At 74.6% G+C, this 15,706-nt stretch carries 21 protein-coding genes and 1 tRNA gene; 4 read left to right on the forward strand and 18 right to left on the reverse strand.

Going from position 1 to position 15,706, the window contains the following annotated elements; genetic code table 11:
• Nucleotides 1–143 precede the first annotated feature (143 nt).
• From O7613_RS10235 to O7613_RS10285, 11 genes are all read right to left on the reverse strand, one after another.
• Complete coding sequence (locus O7613_RS10235) at nucleotides 144–608, reverse strand: bifunctional nuclease family protein (protein ID WP_088647333.1); 465 nt, start codon at nucleotides 606–608, stop codon at nucleotides 144–146.
• Nucleotides 609–822: 214 nt separating this feature from the next.
• Nucleotides 823–1,524, reverse strand: coding sequence for a MerR family transcriptional regulator (locus O7613_RS10240; protein ID WP_281589311.1), 702 nt, complete (start codon nucleotides 1,522–1,524; stop codon nucleotides 823–825).
• Nucleotides 1,525–1,574: 50 nt separating this feature from the next.
• Nucleotides 1,575–2,027, reverse strand: coding sequence for an FHA domain-containing protein (locus O7613_RS10245; protein WP_007071101.1), 453 nt, complete (start codon nucleotides 2,025–2,027; stop codon nucleotides 1,575–1,577).
• Nucleotides 2,028–2,245: 218 nt separating this feature from the next.
• Nucleotides 2,246–2,626: a glycine cleavage system protein GcvH gene (gcvH, locus tag O7613_RS10250; protein WP_281589309.1), complete on the reverse strand. Its 381-nt coding sequence runs from the start codon at nucleotides 2,624–2,626 to the stop codon at nucleotides 2,246–2,248.
• A gap of 54 nt (nucleotides 2,627–2,680) precedes the next feature.
• Nucleotides 2,681–3,631: a DUF881 domain-containing protein gene (locus O7613_RS10255; RefSeq protein WP_282293486.1), complete on the reverse strand. Its 951-nt coding sequence runs from the start codon at nucleotides 3,629–3,631 to the stop codon at nucleotides 2,681–2,683.
• A 10-nt stretch (nucleotides 3,632–3,641) separates the two neighbouring features.
• Nucleotides 3,642–3,974 (reverse strand): small basic family protein, encoded by a 333-nt coding sequence (locus tag O7613_RS10260; protein ID WP_007071104.1) that lies wholly within the window; start codon nucleotides 3,972–3,974, stop codon nucleotides 3,642–3,644.
• Complete coding sequence (locus O7613_RS10265) at nucleotides 3,971–4,915, reverse strand: DUF881 domain-containing protein (protein ID WP_282293487.1); 945 nt, start codon at nucleotides 4,913–4,915, stop codon at nucleotides 3,971–3,973. The genes O7613_RS10260 and O7613_RS10265 overlap by 4 nt, the downstream gene beginning before the upstream one ends.
• Nucleotides 4,912–5,547 (reverse strand): CDP-alcohol phosphatidyltransferase family protein, encoded by a 636-nt coding sequence (locus tag O7613_RS10270; RefSeq protein ID WP_282293489.1) that lies wholly within the window; start codon nucleotides 5,545–5,547, stop codon nucleotides 4,912–4,914. The genes O7613_RS10265 and O7613_RS10270 overlap by 4 nt, the downstream gene beginning before the upstream one ends.
• 242 nt (nucleotides 5,548–5,789) lie before the next feature.
• On the reverse strand, nucleotides 5,790–6,260 hold the full coding sequence (locus tag O7613_RS10275; RefSeq protein ID WP_281589302.1) for a MarR family transcriptional regulator: 471 nt from the start codon (nucleotides 6,258–6,260) through the stop codon (nucleotides 5,790–5,792).
• A 46-nt stretch (nucleotides 6,261–6,306) separates the two neighbouring features.
• Nucleotides 6,307–7,494, reverse strand: a complete 1,188-nt coding sequence (locus tag O7613_RS10280) for a PP2C family protein-serine/threonine phosphatase (protein WP_281589300.1) — start codon at nucleotides 7,492–7,494, stop codon at nucleotides 6,307–6,309.
• A gap of 75 nt (nucleotides 7,495–7,569) precedes the next feature.
• Nucleotides 7,570–8,316: an SAM-dependent methyltransferase gene (locus O7613_RS10285; RefSeq protein ID WP_281589298.1), complete on the reverse strand. Its 747-nt coding sequence runs from the start codon at nucleotides 8,314–8,316 to the stop codon at nucleotides 7,570–7,572.
• A 154-nt stretch (nucleotides 8,317–8,470) separates the two neighbouring features.
• Between O7613_RS10285 and O7613_RS10290 the strand changes: the two genes are divergently transcribed.
• The 3 genes from O7613_RS10290 (at nucleotide 8,471) to O7613_RS10300 (ending at nucleotide 10,170) form a co-directional block, all read left to right on the forward strand.
• A complete protein-coding gene (locus tag O7613_RS10290) occupies nucleotides 8,471–9,352 on the forward strand; it encodes a universal stress protein (protein WP_281589296.1) in 882 nt (293 codons plus the stop codon).
• A 150-nt stretch (nucleotides 9,353–9,502) separates the two neighbouring features.
• The gene (locus tag O7613_RS10295; protein WP_281589295.1) at nucleotides 9,503–9,712 is read left to right on the forward strand and encodes a phosphatidylethanolamine-binding protein; all 210 of its coding nucleotides are present in this window, start codon (nucleotides 9,503–9,505) and stop codon (nucleotides 9,710–9,712) included.
• The gene (locus O7613_RS10300; protein ID WP_281589293.1) at nucleotides 9,709–10,170 is read left to right on the forward strand and encodes a hypothetical protein; all 462 of its coding nucleotides are present in this window, start codon (nucleotides 9,709–9,711) and stop codon (nucleotides 10,168–10,170) included. Before O7613_RS10295 ends, O7613_RS10300 begins: the two co-directional genes overlap by 4 nt.
• A gap of 15 nt (nucleotides 10,171–10,185) precedes the next feature.
• Here the strand turns inward: O7613_RS10300 and O7613_RS10305 are convergent, their stop codons facing one another.
• Nucleotides 10,186–10,392, reverse strand: coding sequence for a hypothetical protein (locus O7613_RS10305; RefSeq protein ID WP_281589291.1), 207 nt, complete (start codon nucleotides 10,390–10,392; stop codon nucleotides 10,186–10,188).
• 128 nt (nucleotides 10,393–10,520) lie between these two features.
• Between O7613_RS10305 and O7613_RS10310 the strand changes: the two genes are divergently transcribed.
• Nucleotides 10,521–11,177 carry a hypothetical protein gene (locus O7613_RS10310; RefSeq protein ID WP_281589289.1) on the forward strand — a complete coding sequence of 219 codons (657 nt, stop codon included), beginning with the start codon at nucleotides 10,521–10,523 and terminating at the stop codon, nucleotides 11,175–11,177.
• A 9-nt stretch (nucleotides 11,178–11,186) separates the two neighbouring features.
• On the opposite strand, the gene O7613_RS10315 is transcribed toward O7613_RS10310, so the two are convergent.
• From O7613_RS10315 to O7613_RS10340, 6 genes are all read right to left on the reverse strand, one after another.
• Nucleotides 11,187–11,372 (reverse strand): hypothetical protein, encoded by a 186-nt coding sequence (locus O7613_RS10315; protein WP_281590655.1) that lies wholly within the window; start codon nucleotides 11,370–11,372, stop codon nucleotides 11,187–11,189.
• A 67-nt stretch (nucleotides 11,373–11,439) separates the two neighbouring features.
• Nucleotides 11,440–11,637, reverse strand: a complete 198-nt coding sequence (locus O7613_RS10320; RefSeq protein WP_281589287.1) for a hypothetical protein — start codon at nucleotides 11,635–11,637, stop codon at nucleotides 11,440–11,442.
• 45 nt (nucleotides 11,638–11,682) lie between these two features.
• The gene (locus tag O7613_RS10325) at nucleotides 11,683–12,462 is read right to left on the reverse strand and encodes a hypothetical protein (protein WP_282293492.1); all 780 of its coding nucleotides are present in this window, start codon (nucleotides 12,460–12,462) and stop codon (nucleotides 11,683–11,685) included.
• 30 nt (nucleotides 12,463–12,492) lie between these two features.
• A complete protein-coding gene (selB, locus tag O7613_RS10330; RefSeq protein ID WP_282293493.1) occupies nucleotides 12,493–14,256 on the reverse strand; it encodes a selenocysteine-specific translation elongation factor in 1,764 nt (587 codons plus the stop codon).
• A 4-nt stretch (nucleotides 14,257–14,260) separates the two neighbouring features.
• Entirely contained in the window at nucleotides 14,261–15,553 is a 1,293-nt protein-coding gene (gene selA / locus O7613_RS10335; protein WP_282293495.1) for an L-seryl-tRNA(Sec) selenium transferase, read from the reverse strand.
• 23 nt (nucleotides 15,554–15,576) lie between these two features.
• Nucleotides 15,577–15,672: transfer RNA gene (locus O7613_RS10340), tRNA-Sec, on the reverse strand.
• Nucleotides 15,673–15,706 lie beyond the last annotated feature (34 nt).

Raw genomic sequence — 15,706 nt, forward strand, 5'->3', positions numbered from 1 at the left:
AACCCTAACGCCGAGGAGACGACAACACCGGCAGGAGACACCCGACACGCCGCGCTACCAACCCACAACAGCACACACGGCGGCCAGCCGTCACCACCGTGACAACCACCGCCGCGCCACCCCGACCACCCGGCCGGACCCACTCAACCCGCGAAATCCTCCGGACGCACCTGCTCCAGGAACTCCCGGAACTTCTCCACCTCGTCCTCCTGCTCGTCCGGAATCACGATCCCTGCCTCGCTGAGGACCTGCTCCGCACAACGAATCGGCGCACCCACCCGCAACGCCAACGCGATCGAATCACTCGGCCGCGCCGACACCCGCACCCCGTCACCGAGCAACAGATCCGCGTAGAAGACGTTCTCCTTCAACTCGGTGATCTCCACCGCCCGCAACGGCGCCTGCAACGCCGCCAACACATCCCGCAGAAGATCATGCGTCAACGGCCGCGCCGGCTTGACCCCCTGCTGCTCATAGGCGATGGCCGTCGCCTCGACCGCGCCGATCCAGATCGGCAGATAGCGGTCCCCCTCGACCTCCCGCAGCAGGACGATCGGCTGGTTGCTGGGCAACTCCACCCGAACTCCGACCACGCTCAGCTCGCGCACCGCCGCCTCCGTGTCGTCGTCACCATCGCACCGCGCCTTCCCCTGCACGGTACACGGACACAGGACACGCAAGTCCCACGCGCTACGTGCACCACGCCTCGACAGACGGGCATACCCCGGCAAGCCTACGACACGCCCACGCCGCCCGAACGTCGCGCGCCCACCCACCACGAAGGGCCGGGCACCCCACGGCACCCGGCCCCCCACCAACACCTCACCGACCCAACGTCGACCGCAACCCCACCCGCACCAACGCCGCATGCAGCTGCTGCGACAACGCCATCAACTCCCGCGCCGTCTCCGCCGCCCGCGCCCGCGCCGCCGGATCACTCTGCCGCACCAACGGCGCCACCAACTGCGCGAACAAACCCACCTCACGATCCGCCGCCGACCGGTACGCCCGCAGATGCCGCGGCTGGAACCCGTACGCCGCCAACCCCGCCACCGCACCCGCGATGATCAACGCATCCGCGTCATACCACCCCGGCGGATCCGACACCACCACACCGAGCCGCTCCAACTCGACAAGCGTCGACTCGTCGAGCCCGCTGCGCGACAACAACTCCGACCGACCCAGCCGCACCTCAACCGACTCGACCGGCTCCACCGACTCCCGACCCGGCACCTCACCACCCGGACCGACCGCCACCAGATTCGGCCGCGCCCGACCCGACGGCGCCCCGTCGGCATCCCACTGCGCCAACTGCTCCCGGATCACCCGCAACGGCAGATACTGATCCCGCTGCGCGGTCAACACGAACCGCAACCGCGCCACGTCATCCCAGCCGTACTTCCGGTAACCCGACGGCGTCCGCTGCGGCTCCACCAGGCCCTCGGCCTCCAGGAACCGCAACTTCGAGATCGTCACGTCCGGAAACTCCGCCCGCAACCGCGCCAACACCTCGCCGATACTCATCAGCGCAGGCGCACGCCCCGCCCCGGACGGCGTCGAAGCCGCAGGCTCGTTCACCCCCGGCCGGCCTCCTCCTCCGGGCGCGGACCGGCGATGAACACCACCCGGAACTTGCCGATCTGCACCTCGTCACCATTGCTCAACGTGGCCGCCTCGACCCGCTCCCGGTTCACATACGTGCCGTTCAGGCTGCCCACGTCCCGCACCGTGAACGTGCCACCGTCCCGGTGGAACTCCGCGTGCCGCCGCGACACCGTCACGTCGTCGAGGAAAATGTCACTGTCCGGGTGCCGCCCACTCGTCGTCACATCGTGGTCCAACAGGAACCGGGCACCCGCATTCGGGCCCCGGCGAACCACGAGCAACGCCATTCCCGGCGGCAACGAACCGGACATGCGGCTCGGCACCACATCGGTGTCCGGCCCCTCCAGCACTTCGTCGAGCGAACCGAGATTGAGCGTCGAAGTGACGTCGAGCGGGGGGAACTCGTCGTCTGGGCGCGTCATGGGACCACCTCACGGATCTGTTCGGTCGGCGTCGAGGAAATGGCGGGTCTGGCCGCCGGGCAAACACACACCCGGCGGCTGGCTCCCCATGCCCGGGAAGGCGCATTCCGCAACGCTCAAACTATTGGTTCTCGGTCGACTGGGCGAGCCTAGCCAGCGCCGAAATGCAGGGCAACCGGACGCGCGGAACCAACCCCGCCGCCCGGCACGACACGACCTCAGCTCTCGGTGAGCCCGCGGTACGCGTCAGCGGTCAACAGACCATCGACCGCAGCCGGATCATCCGGAGTGATCTCCACCAACCAACCCGCACCGTACGGATCCGTGTTGATCACCTCCGGGGTGTCGGTCAACGCCTCGTTGCGCGCCGACACCGTGCCGCCCAACGGCGCGTAGATCTCCGACACACTCTTCGTCGACTCGATCTCCCCCAGCGACTCACCCGCCGCCACCACCGCACCGGAGTCCGGCAACTGCACGAACACGATGTCACCCAGGGCGTCCTGCGCGAAGTGCGTGATACCGACGCGGACGACACCACCGTCACCACCGACGACCCACTCGTGCTCGGCGGTGTACCGCAGATCCTCAGGAATCACCAACTGCGTCCTTCGTCATCGGCGCACCGGGCGAACCGGCGCGGCCGCGACCGGTCAGGAAACCGGCCGGGCGTGGTCCAGCTTGATCGGCGCGTGCAGCTGCGAAACCTCCACAACCTCACGATCCTCGGACGTCACGTTACCGCCGGCCTCCCGCACCGCGGAGACCACCCCGCCCGGAATGTTCAAGGCCGTACGCATCGTCGCCGGATCACCGATCACCAGGAGCGAGTACGGGCCACCCAACCGCCGCCCGTCCACCAGCAGGCCACCACCCGACGCTTCCACGAAATACGTCGACGCGATGATCCGCACCGCGGTGCCGTCCGCACCCTGGATCTGCATCGCCTCCGCGCCCGCACCCCGCAACTCCTGCACCGCGTCCAGGATCCGCGTCGACGACATCGCCTTGTCCGGCCCCGAGAACCGCACCTCCAGACCCGGCCCCACCGCCGGCAGGGTCCCCGCCAGAATGCCCAACTCGTCCGCCCGCCGCGTCGCCTCCTCCAGCGCCGCCTGCCGACCCTGCTCACCCGAACGCAACTGCCGCTGGCTCTCCTCCAACGCCTCGATGTCCTGCCGCAGCCGCCGCTCCCGCGCGTCCAGGTCCGACGAGATCCGGACCAGGTCCTCCTCCCGCGTCGCCGCGAGCGTCGGATCCGTCGACGTCGTCTTCAACTGCACCACCAGGGTGAAACCCAGCAACGCCAGCAGCACCGCGATCATCGCGCCCGCCGACGTCAACCGCCGCGCCCCGGACACCCGCTCCGGCCGCGCCCGCGCCCCCGGCTCCTCCGCCGGCGCCGGCACGTCCTCCCGTTCCGCCGGCTCGACCGGCGCCACCGGCTCGGCAGGTTCCACCGGCTCGACCGGCGCCAACGGGCTCAACTCGTCCGGATCCGGCGCATCCGGACGAGGATCCGGCTCACCAGCCGGACCCGACGGCCGCCCCGGCTCCGCCGGCTTCGGCCACCCCGTGCCCGTCTCCCTGTGCTCCTCGCTCATCGCCACCAACCTACGCCCGGAACAGGTGCCGACGGATCGCCGCCACATTTCCGAAGATGCGCACCCCGAGCACGACCACCACACCAGTGGACAACTGACCACCCACGCCCAACTGGTCACCCAGATACACGATCAGGCCCGCCACCAGCACATTCGAGATGAACGACACCACGAACTGCTTGTCGTCGAAGATCCGGTCCAGCTTCGCCCGCACCCCACCGAACACCGCGTCCAACGCGGCCACCACCGCGATCGGCAGATACGGCTGCAACGCCGCCGGCACCGTGGGGTCCAGATACACCCCGAGCACCACACCAGCGAGCAACGCCAGCACCGCGATCATCGGCCACCTCCCGAAGGGCTGGAAGAAACACCCGAGCCGGACGACCCAGGACTGGACGAACCCGCGACACCCGAACCCGACGGACGCGGACTCGCCGACGGCTCGGCGTAGCGTAGCTGTGGCTCCGGAGCCGCCGGGAGCGAGAGGTCGTCGACCTCCTTCACCCCGAACGACAACCCCGTCGTCCGCGCCACCTCCCGCATCAACCCCGCCGCCCGGCCGTCGTCGAACTTGCCCCGCATCGACCCCGGCCCGATCGCCTGCACCTCGTACGGACTCGTCACCGGCCGGTAGTCCACCAGGATCGCCTCACCGGCCTGCCGGATCGTCGACGTCGCGGTCAACCGCTGCCCGTTGATCGACACCGCCTCCGCGCCCGCCGCCCACAGACCGTTCGCCACCTTCTGCAGGTCGGAGTACAACACGTGCGACGGACCGGCCTCCGCCCCCGTCACCGCGTCGGTGTCCCGCGGCGCGTCGGCCAACCGCACCACCACACCGTCCCCACGCACCCGACCCAGGCCCGTGCCGGCCTCAAGCGTGCGCAACCGGGACGCCTGCGAACCGCTCAACGCCGCGTCCCGCTGCCGGCCGACCTCCTCGCGCAACTGCTCCGCCCGCGCGGTCAACCGGTCCGTCTCCGCCTCCCGCTGCTTGATCGCGGCGATCAGACCGGCCCGCGCGGTCGCCCGACTCGGCTCCTCCGCCACCGTCTCCCGGTAAGCCACCGCGAACAGGAACCCGATCACCGCCAGCACCACCAGGCTCACCGGACGGCCCAGCACCTCCCGCATCCGCGACACCGGACCCACCGCCCGGCGGGCCGACGCGTCGGCGTAACCCGGATCCAGCGGATTGCGGAACAGCTCGGTCAGGAAGTCCGGCGCGTACACCCGCGCCGACGGGTCCCGTTCCCCGTCCCGGGGCGACGCCGCCGTCACGCCGTGACCCCCGCGCGTCGTGCCCGCATCGCCAGGACCAGGCGGCGCGCCTGCACCACGTACATCGCGCCGGCCACCCAGTAGAGAACGAGGCCCCACCAGCCCAGACCCCAGCCGATCGCGCCGGCCGCGGTGGCCACGCCCGGCGCGGCGTCGGCCAACAGCAGGATCGGGAACGCCGCCAGCAGCAGGAACGTCGCCGTCTTGCCCATGTAGTGCACCGGGGGCGGGCCGTAGCCGTAGCGGCGCAGCACCCCCAACGAGCCGAGCAGCAGCAGCTCACGGGCCAGCAGCGCCGCGGTGAACTGCCACGGCACCACCTCACGGGCGGTGAACGCCAACAACGTGGCCAGGATGTACAGCCGGTCGGCCAGCGGGTCCAGCAGCTCGCCCAACCGGCTCACCTGCCGCAGGCGCCGTGCGATCCAGCCGTCGACCCAGTCGCTGGTGCCGCCCAGGGCCAGCACCACGACGGCGACCACGTCGGCCCGGGCCACGAGGAAGAGATAGAGGAACAGCGGCACGCCGAGGAGCCGGACGAAGCTGATCAGGTTGGGCAACGTGAGGACGCGGTCCGTCGAGACCGTCGCCGCATCCCCCGGTTGCTCCGCCGGAGCCGGCCGATGCGACACCCCAACCCCCCTCCGCAGCACGGTCCGGCAGCCGAACGAGCGGCCGCCGGAGGAACGTGCGCGTTGTCGGCCGGTCGGATGCCGGCGCCCTCCCCGATGCGGCCCACCATCGAACGGATCGTGGGCCGGCCAGTTGCGCTGCCACTATATCGGGCTGCCGGCTAGCTCTCAGTGTCGTGACGGTGTCGGCCGTCACCACCGCTAAGGCATCCTAGGACATTAGTGGAGGCGAGCGCGCCGGATCAGGCCGTGCGGGCGGTCGAGTCGGAGCCGGCCTGCGGCGTCGCCATCGCGGCCGCCTGGCCGAACGCCAACAGCGCCAGCAGCAGGTCGTGCTGCACCCGGTGGGGCATCCGGTCGAGCACCGCCTGCACCGCCCGGTGCCGCCGCTCCTGCAACTCCCGCAGCAGCGACTCGGCCGCGTTCGTGGGGATGAGCCGCACCTCGCGCCGGTCCCGCGGGTCGGCCGCCCGGCGCAGCAGGCCCACCGCCTCCAGCCGGTCACAGAGCCGGCTGGCCGACGACGGAACCACGTCCAGCAACTCGGCCAGCCGGTTCACGTTGGTGTCGGGATGCGACACGATCAGCGACAGCACCCGCAGCTGGGTGGGCGAGACGCTCACCGTGTGCCGCGACGTGGCCGAGTCGAGCACACCGATGAGCGCCTCGGCAGCCGCCTCGACGGCCGCGGCAAGATTCGGAGGTCGCTCCACCCGCTGTCCCCTGCGATCGTCTCGCTCGTGTTCGCCCCGCCGCTGGTCACCGCCGCGTGACGTCACCCGACCGGCTGGAACCGCGCCAGTCCAGACAGACGACTACCGCGTCGTCGCGAAGATCCGCGTCGGCATGGTACGCGTGCAGTTCGCGCATCACCGTACCAACTGCCTCGGCGGCCGGCTGCAGCCGAGTGGACCGCATGGCCCGCGCCATCGCCCGCGCCCCGTAGGGCTCCTGCTCATCCGGCTCGGCCGCGTACACCCCGTCGCTGACCACGAAGAGCCGGTCCCCCGGCTCCAGGCCGAACTCCTGCACCGCATACCGCGTCTCGGCGAACATGCCGAGCGGCAGCTGCTGCTCCAGGCTGACCGGGGTGACCCGGCCGCCGCGCAGCCGCAGCACGCGAGGGGAACCCGCGTCCACCGCCCGCACCACGCCCCGCCGACCGTCCAGCTCCAACAGCAGCGTGGCCACGTGCCGGCTCCCCCGGTGCTGGTAGAAGATGGTGTCGGAGGCCAGCTCGGCCTGCTCCACCAGGCTGCCGCCGGAGCGGCGCGCGTTGCGCATCGCGTTCACCGTCACCGCGGTGAGCAGCGACGCGGACAGTCCGTTGCCGGCGCCGTTGAGCACCGTCAGCGTGAGCCGGTCGCTGTCGACGGACCAGTCGAAGTGGTCGCCGCCCACCGTGTACGCCGGCTCGAGCTGCCCGGCGAGCAGCACGTCGCCGTGCTCGACGCTGCGCCCGGGCAACAGGTCCCACTGCATCTCCGCGGCCATGCTGAGCCGCTCCCGCCGGCGCACCCGACGGTAGCGGTCGGTCTCCCGGTCGGCCGCGCGGATGGCCACCGCCAGGTCACCCGCGGCCTCCCGGGCCGCCGCCACCGTCGCCGCGTCCGGGACGCCGGGAAACTCCACGAGCAGCACGCCGAGCCGCTCCCCCCATACCGACAGCGGCAGGTGGGCCAGGCAACGGCCGTCGTCCGCGGTGTCCAACACCGGCTGCTGGCTGCTGAAGCAGCGCTGCGCCACGCCGTGCGAGCGGAGCGGGCCGCCGTCGGCGCGCTCCTGGTCCCGCACCGGCCACAACCCGCTGGACCGGTAGTCGGCGACGAACACCTCCGACCGCGCGGCGCCGAGCGTCTGGCGGAGCACCGCGTCCGCGGCCTCCGGCAACTGGTCGGGTGGCGCCGTGCGCAGGGCACGCGACACCGCTCCGGACGCCTCCGGCATGTGCTCATCCTCCGAGAATGACGATTGCTACAGGACAAGCATCATACGGAGGCCACCGACACCGACGTCGTCGGCTCAGCCGGTCGGACGCCGGGCCAGCCCGCCGTGGAACGCGTCCGGCACCGGCTCCGGCTCGCCCACCGGCCGCCACCGGGCCACCGGCACGAGGCCCTCGCCCGTCGGCTGCCAGCGACCGAGCAGCGGCGCGAACTCCCCGGGGGAGCGCATCCGGAACGCCGGGCCCATCATCGCCAGCGCCCGCGGGTGCCCGGCCAACTCCTCGCCGTCGAAGTCGATCGCCAGCCAACTGCCCGGCGCCACCGCCTCGTAGAGCTCGTCGAGCGTCCGGACGAGCGTGTCGTCGTCCAGGAAGGCGGCCAGCCCGAGGAAGACCACCCCGACCGGTCTCCGCCCCCAGCCCGGCACGAAGCGGTGCAGCAGGGCCGGATCGAGCGTACCGATGTCGGTGGCGTCGCCGTAGCCGTAGCCGGCGCGGTCGCTGCCGGCCAGCAGGCGCTGGCCGAGCCGGACCGTCTCCGGGTCGACGTCGGTGTAGAGGACGGTGGCGTCCGGCGCCGCCTCGTGGACGTTGCCCCGGGTCGGCACGCCGGCGCCGAAGACCAGGAACGCGTCCACCCCTTCGGCGGCGATCGCCCCCACCGCCCGGCCGAGGAAGGCACGCAACGAACGGAAGATCGCGGCGCACGGCCCGTACGCCGCCTCGAACGCGGCGGCCGCGGCGACATCCACCGGACGGTGGTGCTGCCCGCCGAGCCAGTGGTCGATCATGCGGGCGGTGCTCGGTCGGTCCGGTTCGGCCATCGATGAGGATCCCTCCCCTGGGCGCTTGTCGCCAGCGTACCGACCGGCCGACTCCCGCGGTATCGCCGCGAAGGGGGCGCGCCGGCCGCGATACTGGCCGCGGGTCGAAGCCGCCGGCGCGTGCCCGCCCCGGCCCGCGACGAGGAGGTACGGGGTGAACTCGGCGAACGGCGCGGCGGTGGTGGTCGGCGTGGACGGCTCGGAGTCGGCGGCTCGGGCGGTGCGCCTGGCCGCCCGGGAGGCCGCCCGGCGGAACCGCCCGCTACGGGTGGTGCACGGATTCATCTGGCCGCTGCTGCGCGTGCCGGTGACCGCGCCCGACCAGGCGCCGCCCGGCGCCGGCCTGCGCCACCAGGCCGAGCAACTGGTCGGCGACGCGGTCGCGACCGCCGAGGCGCAGTGTCCCGGGCTGCGGGTCACCGGCGAGATCATCGACGGGGAGGCCGCCGCCGTGCTGCTCGGCGAGTCGCCCGCCGCCGCCCTCGTGGTGCTCGGCGACCGGGGGCTCGGCGGATTCGCCGCGCTCGTGGTCGGCTCCGTCGCGGTGCAGGTCGCCTCGTACGCCGACTGTCCGGTGCTGGTCGCCCGCGGGACGGCCCGCGACGCCGGTCCGGTGGTGGTCGGCGTGGACGGGTCGCCGCGCTCCCGGGCCGCGGTCGAGTTCGCCGCCGCGACCGCGTCCACGCGCGGCGCCCGGTTGCACGCGCTGCACGCCTACACCCACCCGGCCTCCGCGGGCCCCGGGGACATGCAGCCCCTGGTGTACGAGGAGGGGCGGCTGCGCGGCGAGGAGGACGAGGTGCTCGTCGGGTCGCTGGCCGGGATCGAGGAGCGCTGGCCGGACGTGCCGGTGACCCGCGAGGTGGTGCACGCCCGGCCGGTCGGCGCGCTCACCGCGGCCTCCCGCGCGGCCCAGCTGGTCGTGGTCGGCCGGGAGGGTCGCGGCGAGCTGAGCGGGTTGCTGCTCGGCTCGGTGAGCCAGGGGCTGCTGCACCACGCCGACTGCCCGGTCGCGGTGGTCCGCGCGCCCGACTGAGCGGCCCCGAGCGGACGGTTCGCGCGCCCGACTGAGCGGCCCAGGGCGGACGGTCCGCGCGCCCGGGTGAGTGGCCCAGGGCGGACGGTTGGCGCTGCCCGGGGCGGGTAGACGGGGCGGACAGCCGGAAGCGACCGCGAGGAGGCAGCGATGCCAGGACCACGGCCGGGCAGCAACGCGTACGACAAGCAGCGGGCGCGGTTGCGCGACCGCGTGGAGCAGTCCGGGCGGGCCGCCGACCAGGAGGCGAACGAGGTGGCGAACCGGATCCTCCAGGACGACCGGGGTCAGCGGGGCGTGGCCCGGGGTGACCGGACCTACGGGCCCAAGGGCGAACGCGAACCGGGCGACCCGAAGTGAGGGCGGCGCCCCTCGTCGACGGCGCCATCGCGGGCGCCGTCGGCAGCGCCGCGCTCAACGTCGTCAGCTACCTCGACATGACGCTGCGCGCCCGCCCGGCCAGCACCACCCCGGAGACGACCGCCGGCCGCCTCGCCGACGTGGCGCACGTCGACCTCGGACCGGGCGAGGAGGCGGCGAACCGCCGTGCCGGCCTCGGCCCGATGCTCGGATACGTCACCGGCGTCGCCGCCGGCGCCGCGTTCGGCCTGCTCGCCGCCCGCCGCCGGATGCCGCTGCCGGTGGCGGTGACGCTGCTCGGCGGCGGGGTGATGGCCACCTCCGACAGCTCGATGACGGTGCTCGGCGTGACCGACCCGCGCACCTGGCGCCGGGTCGACTGGCTCTCCGACCTGGTGCCGCACCTGGCGTACGGGTTGGTGGCCGCAGCCACCTGGCGGCGGCTGCGGCCCGGTTAGCGGTCGCGCGTCCGGTCAGCGGTCGCTGTCGTCCTCGGCCACCGGCTCGCCGGCCGGGCCGTACGGCGACACCTGTCCCTTCGGCACCGGCCGGCCGGCGTCGCCGCGGGACGTGCCGGCGCCGCGCGAGCGGTCGCCGCCCCCGGCGGCGGCCTTGCGGCTGTCCTGGCTGGTCGCGCCCAGGTCGCTGCGGCGCAGTTCCTCCTGCTGCGGCTTGACCACAGGTCTCTCCTTCCCGGTGGGGACGCGCGGTGCTCGGCCGCGCGCCTGAGCCGGTTACCCGCCGCCGCCGGGCGCATTCCGGCAGTGGCGCGGGGTCTGGGCCGGCCCCGGACGGGTATCCCGGTGCCATGCCGGACGATCGGAACGTGGCGCGGGCCCTGCTGGACCGGCAGTCCCGCACGTACGCGGAGGAGGCCGGGATCACGCTCGCGGACCGGCCCGGCCCGCTCTACCAACTGCTGGTGCTGACGACGCTGTTGAGCACCCGGATCCGGGCGTCGGTGGCGGTGGCCGCGGCCCGGGAGCTGTTCACCGCGGGCTGGCGTACCCCGCAGGAGATGGAGGCGGCGAGCTGGCAGGACCGGGTCGACGCGCTGGGGCGGGGTCACTACCGGCGCTACGACGAGCGGACCGCCACCATGCTCGGCACCGGCGCCCGGCTCTGCCTGGACCGGTGGCACGGCGACCTGCGCCGGCTGCACCGGGAGGCCGGCGCGGACCGGTCGGTGCTGCGCCGGCGGCTCACCGAGTTCCCCGGGATCGGCCCGACCGGTGCAGACATCTTCCTGCGCGAGGTCCAGGCGGTCTGGCCGGACGTGCGCCCGTACGCCGACCGGCGGACCCTGGCCGGGGCGCGGCGGCTGGGTCTGCCGGCGAACCCGGGCAGCCTGGTCGGGCTGGTCGGGGAGGCCGACTTCGGGCGGCTGGCCTCGGCGCTGGTGCGGGTGGCGCTCGGCGAGGAGTCGGCCGGCGAGGTGAGCCGCACCGCGGCGGCGGGCCGCTGAGCCGCCGGGCTACTTCGCCGGGCCGGGTCGGGTCAGGTGCCAGGCCAGCAACGAGGCGAGCAGGGCGAGCAGCACCACCCCGCCGGAGATGCCGCCACCCTCGCCGCCGCCGGCCCGGTGGCCGGTGGCGCCGAAGTAGATCACCGCCAGGCCGGCGAGCACGGTCACGAACGTCCGCATTCCTCGGTCCCTCACGCCCCGGACGGTACGTCCGGCGGCGGCGCCGGTGGCCCGTTTCGCCCCGGTCGTCCCCCGGACGGGTTCAGTCCGTCTCCAGGTCGTCGAGGGAGACGGCGTGGGTCATCAGCCAGCGGGCCAGCGCGGCCATCCCGAACAGCCACAGCGGCGCCGACTCGGTGGTGCCGTTCGTGGCGAAGATGGCGAACCGCAGGTCCGGCGCCCGGTACGCCTCGATCCGCCACTTGTGGTTCTTGTCCCGCCAGACCGCGGAAGGGTCCATGGCGTCACGGTAGGTGACCGGGGCGGGCCGTCGGCGGCGGTTGGCTCAGCCGCCCGGCACGACGTAGCGGCCGAGCACCATGCCCGCCACCGCCAGCACGAGGGAAATCGCGATGCCGCCGAGGATGAACCACCCGAGCCCGCTCCAGCCCGAGCGGCGCGGCCGGGTGGCCGGTACGTCCGCGCGCCATCGTTCCCGCCAGGTCCAGGCGAGCACGCCGAGGCCGAGCGGCAGCAGCCCGACCCAGAACCAGTACCAGCGGGTGCCGACCACGGGAGGCGGCCCGGCGACGAGCATGAGCAGCCAACCGACGCCGATCACCAGGGCCAGCGTCGCGGCGGCGTTGGCGAGCGCGTCCGCCAGGGTGTCCCCGCCGTGGGTGACGGCGTCCCGGGCCCGCGGATCGGCAAGCGGATCGGCGAACGGATCCGGTCCCGGCCACGTCGCGGCGTCCGGTTCCGGGCTCGCCTCCGGACCCGGGCCGACGCCCGTAATGTCGCCCTCGGTCGGGGTCCGCGCCGGCAGGTAGGTGTAACGGAACTGGCCGTCGGGGCGGGTCCAGACGACCGTCGAGCCGCCCGGCGCGTAACGGGGCTCGGGGCGCCGGCCCCAGGGCCCGCCGGTCTCCCACCCGTCTACGCGGGTGATCGTCAGCACCCGGCCGGCCGCGAGGTCACGCGCCAGGTCGCTCTGGTCCGCGGCGCGCGGCGCGGACCACCAGGCGAGCGCCGCCCAGACCAGCCAACAGGTCAGCACAGCCGCCGGCAGCGCCCGACGGCGCAGCCATGCCCCGTCGAGCCGGACGGTGCGGAGCCTGTCGATCATGCCGACACCATGCCATCCGGACGCAACAGGTCAGCCGGGCGGGCGGACCACCTCGCGGGCGTCTCCGGGCAGCCGGCGGGTGGCCCCGCGGCGGTCCAGCAGCTCCAGCAGCGGCACCGCCACCCGGCGGGTGGTGTCGAGGGCCTGCCGGGCGGCGCTGAGCGTGAACGGCTGCGGCAGCCCGGCGAGGACCCGCACCGCGTGCTCCGGGGCGCCCGGCAGCAGCACCACGTTCTCGGCCAGCCTCAGCAGCTCGCCGGCCCGCACCGCGGCGCCGATCTCCCGGGGGCCCAGGCCGAGGTCGGCGAGGTGGTACGCCTCGGGGGCCTGGAACGGCCGGTCGCCGTACTCGGCGCGGACCGCCGCCACGGCCCGGGCCACCGGTTCGGGCAGCGTCCCGGCGGGCGCGGCGGTGACCAGGCCGGCGTGCAGTCGCAGCGGCGGGCGTAGCAGCGCCGTCACCAGCGACCGGTCCGGCAGGCCGAGGCGGTGACGCAGTACGTCGACCGGCACGCCGGCGGCGAGCGGCTGCTCGGCGGCGTACCGGGTGACCTCCGCGGTGAGCCGCCGGCCCAGGTCCCGCCAGTGGTCGGGGTCGGCCAGCCAGTCCCCGGCCACCGGGGTCGCGGTCGGCGGCACACCCATCCGGGTGAGCTGCCCGGCCCGGACCAGCCGCCGGCGGCGCAGTTCGCCGGCCGGGTCGGGGCGCCCGTCGAGGCCGGCCAGGACGGTGGCGCGGGCCGCCGCCGCGCCCCGCCGGCGCAGCGGCGGCGGGTCCACGTCCAGCACGGTGATCCCGCCGGCGACGTGGCGTCGGCCCGGGTCGCGCAGCAGCGCCCGGTCGCCGATGAGCAGCGGCAGCGGGCGGGCCAGGCGTAGCCGTACCGTGTCCGGGCCCAGCGGCCGGACGTGGGCGGGCACCGCCGCGGAGCCGACGTGCAGCGTGAGGGCGGCCGGCAGGTCGGCGGCCGGGTCGCCGGCCAGGCGCACGTCGACCAGGTCGGTGCGGCCGAAGCGGCCGGGGCTCAGCAGGGCGTCGCCGCGCCCGACCCGGTCGCGGGGCAGGCTGCGCAGGTTGACCGCCACCCGGGCCACCGCGTCGACCCCGGGGTGGGCGACGCCGAGCGAGTGCAGGCCGCGGACCCGCACCGGCTCCCCGGTGGCGGCGAGTTCGAGTTCGTCGCCGACGCGCAGCCGGCCGCCGCCGAGGGTGCCGGTGACCACGGTGCCGCTGCCGCGCACGGTGAACGCCCGGTCCACCCAGAGCCGCACCGGGGCGTCCCGGTCCGGGTCGGGCAGCCGGGCGACCAGGCGGTCCAGGGCGGCGCGCAACTCGGGCAGGCCGGCGCCGGTGACCGCGGAGACCGGCACCGCCTCCACCTCGCCGAGCGACGTCGCGGCGATCTCCGCGCGGGCCCGCGCCGCCGCCGGCCCCGGGTCGGCGAGGTCCGCGCGGGTCACCGCCAGCAGCCCGTACGACACCCCGAGCGCGTCGAGCGCGGCCAGGTGTTCGGCGGACTGCGGCATCCAGCCCTCGTCGGCGCCGACGACGACGAGCGCGGCCGGGACGGGGCCGACCCCGGCCAGCATGTTCGGCACGAACCGTTCGTGCCCGGGCACGTCGACGAAGGCGAGGGTGCCGCCGGAGGGCAGCGTGGTCCAGGCGAAGCCGAGGTCGATGGTCATGCCCCGGCGGCGTTCCTCCGCCCACCGGTCCGGCTCCATCCCGGTCAGCGCGCGGACGAGAGTGGACTTGCCGTGGTCGACGTGCCCGGCGGTGGCGACGACCCACACCGGCTCAGCCCGCCACGCGCAGGATCGCGGCGCGGACACGGTCGTCGGCGGTGTCGGGCACGGCGCGCAGGTCCAGCAGGAGCCGGCCGTGCAGCACCCGGCCGAGGATCGCCGGGTCGCCGGTGCGCAGCGGCAGCGCGTACCGCTCGGGCAGGCTCAGCGCCCACGAGTCCAGCTCCACGCCGGGCGCGCCGCCGCCGCCGACGACCGCCGCCGCCGGCACCACCTCGGCTTTGCAGCCGTCGACGCCGAGCAGGTCACGCAGGTGTTCGGTGCGGGCGCGCAGCCGGCCCGGGTCGGCGTGCAGCGCCGCACCGGTCGGGGTGGCCGGCGCGTGCAGGGTGGCGGCGAGCGCGGCCAGGGTGAGCTTGTCCACCCGCAGCGCCCGCGCGAGGGGGTGCCGGCGCAGCCGGTCAACCAGGTCGGCGGCGCCGAGCAGCAGGCCGGCCTGCGGGCCGCCGAGCAGCTTGTCGCCGCTGGCGGTGACCAGGTGTGCGCCGGCGCGCAGCGTGGTCGCCGCGTCCGGCTCGTCGGGCAGCAGCGGGTCCGGGGCGAGCAGCCCGGAGCCGATGTCGGCGACCACCGGCACGCCGAGCGTGGCCAGCTCACCGACCGGCACGGCCGAGGTGAAGCCGGTGACCAGGAAGTTCGACGGGTGCACCTTGAGCACGAAGCCGGTGTCCGGGCCGATCGCGGCGGCGTAGTCGGCCCGGCTGGTGCGGTTGGTGGTGCCCACCTCGCGCAGCCGGGCGCCGGTGCTGGCCAGCAGGTCGGGCAGGCGGAACCCGTCGCCGATCTCGACCAGCTCGCCGCGGCTGACCACGATCTCCCGGCCGGCGGCGAGCGCGGTGGCGGCCAGCACCAGCGCGGCGGCGCCGTTGTTGACCACGTGCACGGCGGGCGCGTCGGGCACGGCCGCGGCGAGCGCGTCCAGCGTGTCCCGGCCGCGCCTCGCCCGCCGGCCGGTGGCCAGGTCGAGTTCCACGTCGGTGTGCCCGGCGGCGGCGACGAGCGCGTCCACGGCGGCCGGCGCGAGGGGCGCGCGGCCGAGGTTGGTGTGCAGCACGACGCCCGTCGCGTTCAGGACCGGCCGTGGGGTGCGCCCGGTCAGCCCGGCCAGCGCCGCGTCGCGTACCCCCTCGGGGGTGAGCTCGCCGCGGCGGGCCCGCTGCTGGGCCGCGACGATCGCGGCCTTGACCCGGTCGCGGCCGAACGTGCCGGCGGCAGCCGCCAGCGCCGGGTCGGCGAGCAGCGCGTCGGTGCGCGGCACCCGCCGACGCGGGTCCGCCTCACGCATCGACGCTCCCCCTCGGACGGTTGTGGCGGAGACGGACGGGAATCGAACCCGCCTGGCCCGGGTCCCGGACCACACCGGTTTTGAAGACCGGGAGGGGCACCAGCCGCCTGAACGCCTCCACGCAGCAGTCAACCACAGCGGCCCACCGGCCGC

This window comes from Micromonospora sp. WMMD975, assembly GCF_029581215.1.
Classification (GTDB): domain Bacteria; phylum Actinomycetota; class Actinomycetes; order Mycobacteriales; family Micromonosporaceae; genus Micromonospora.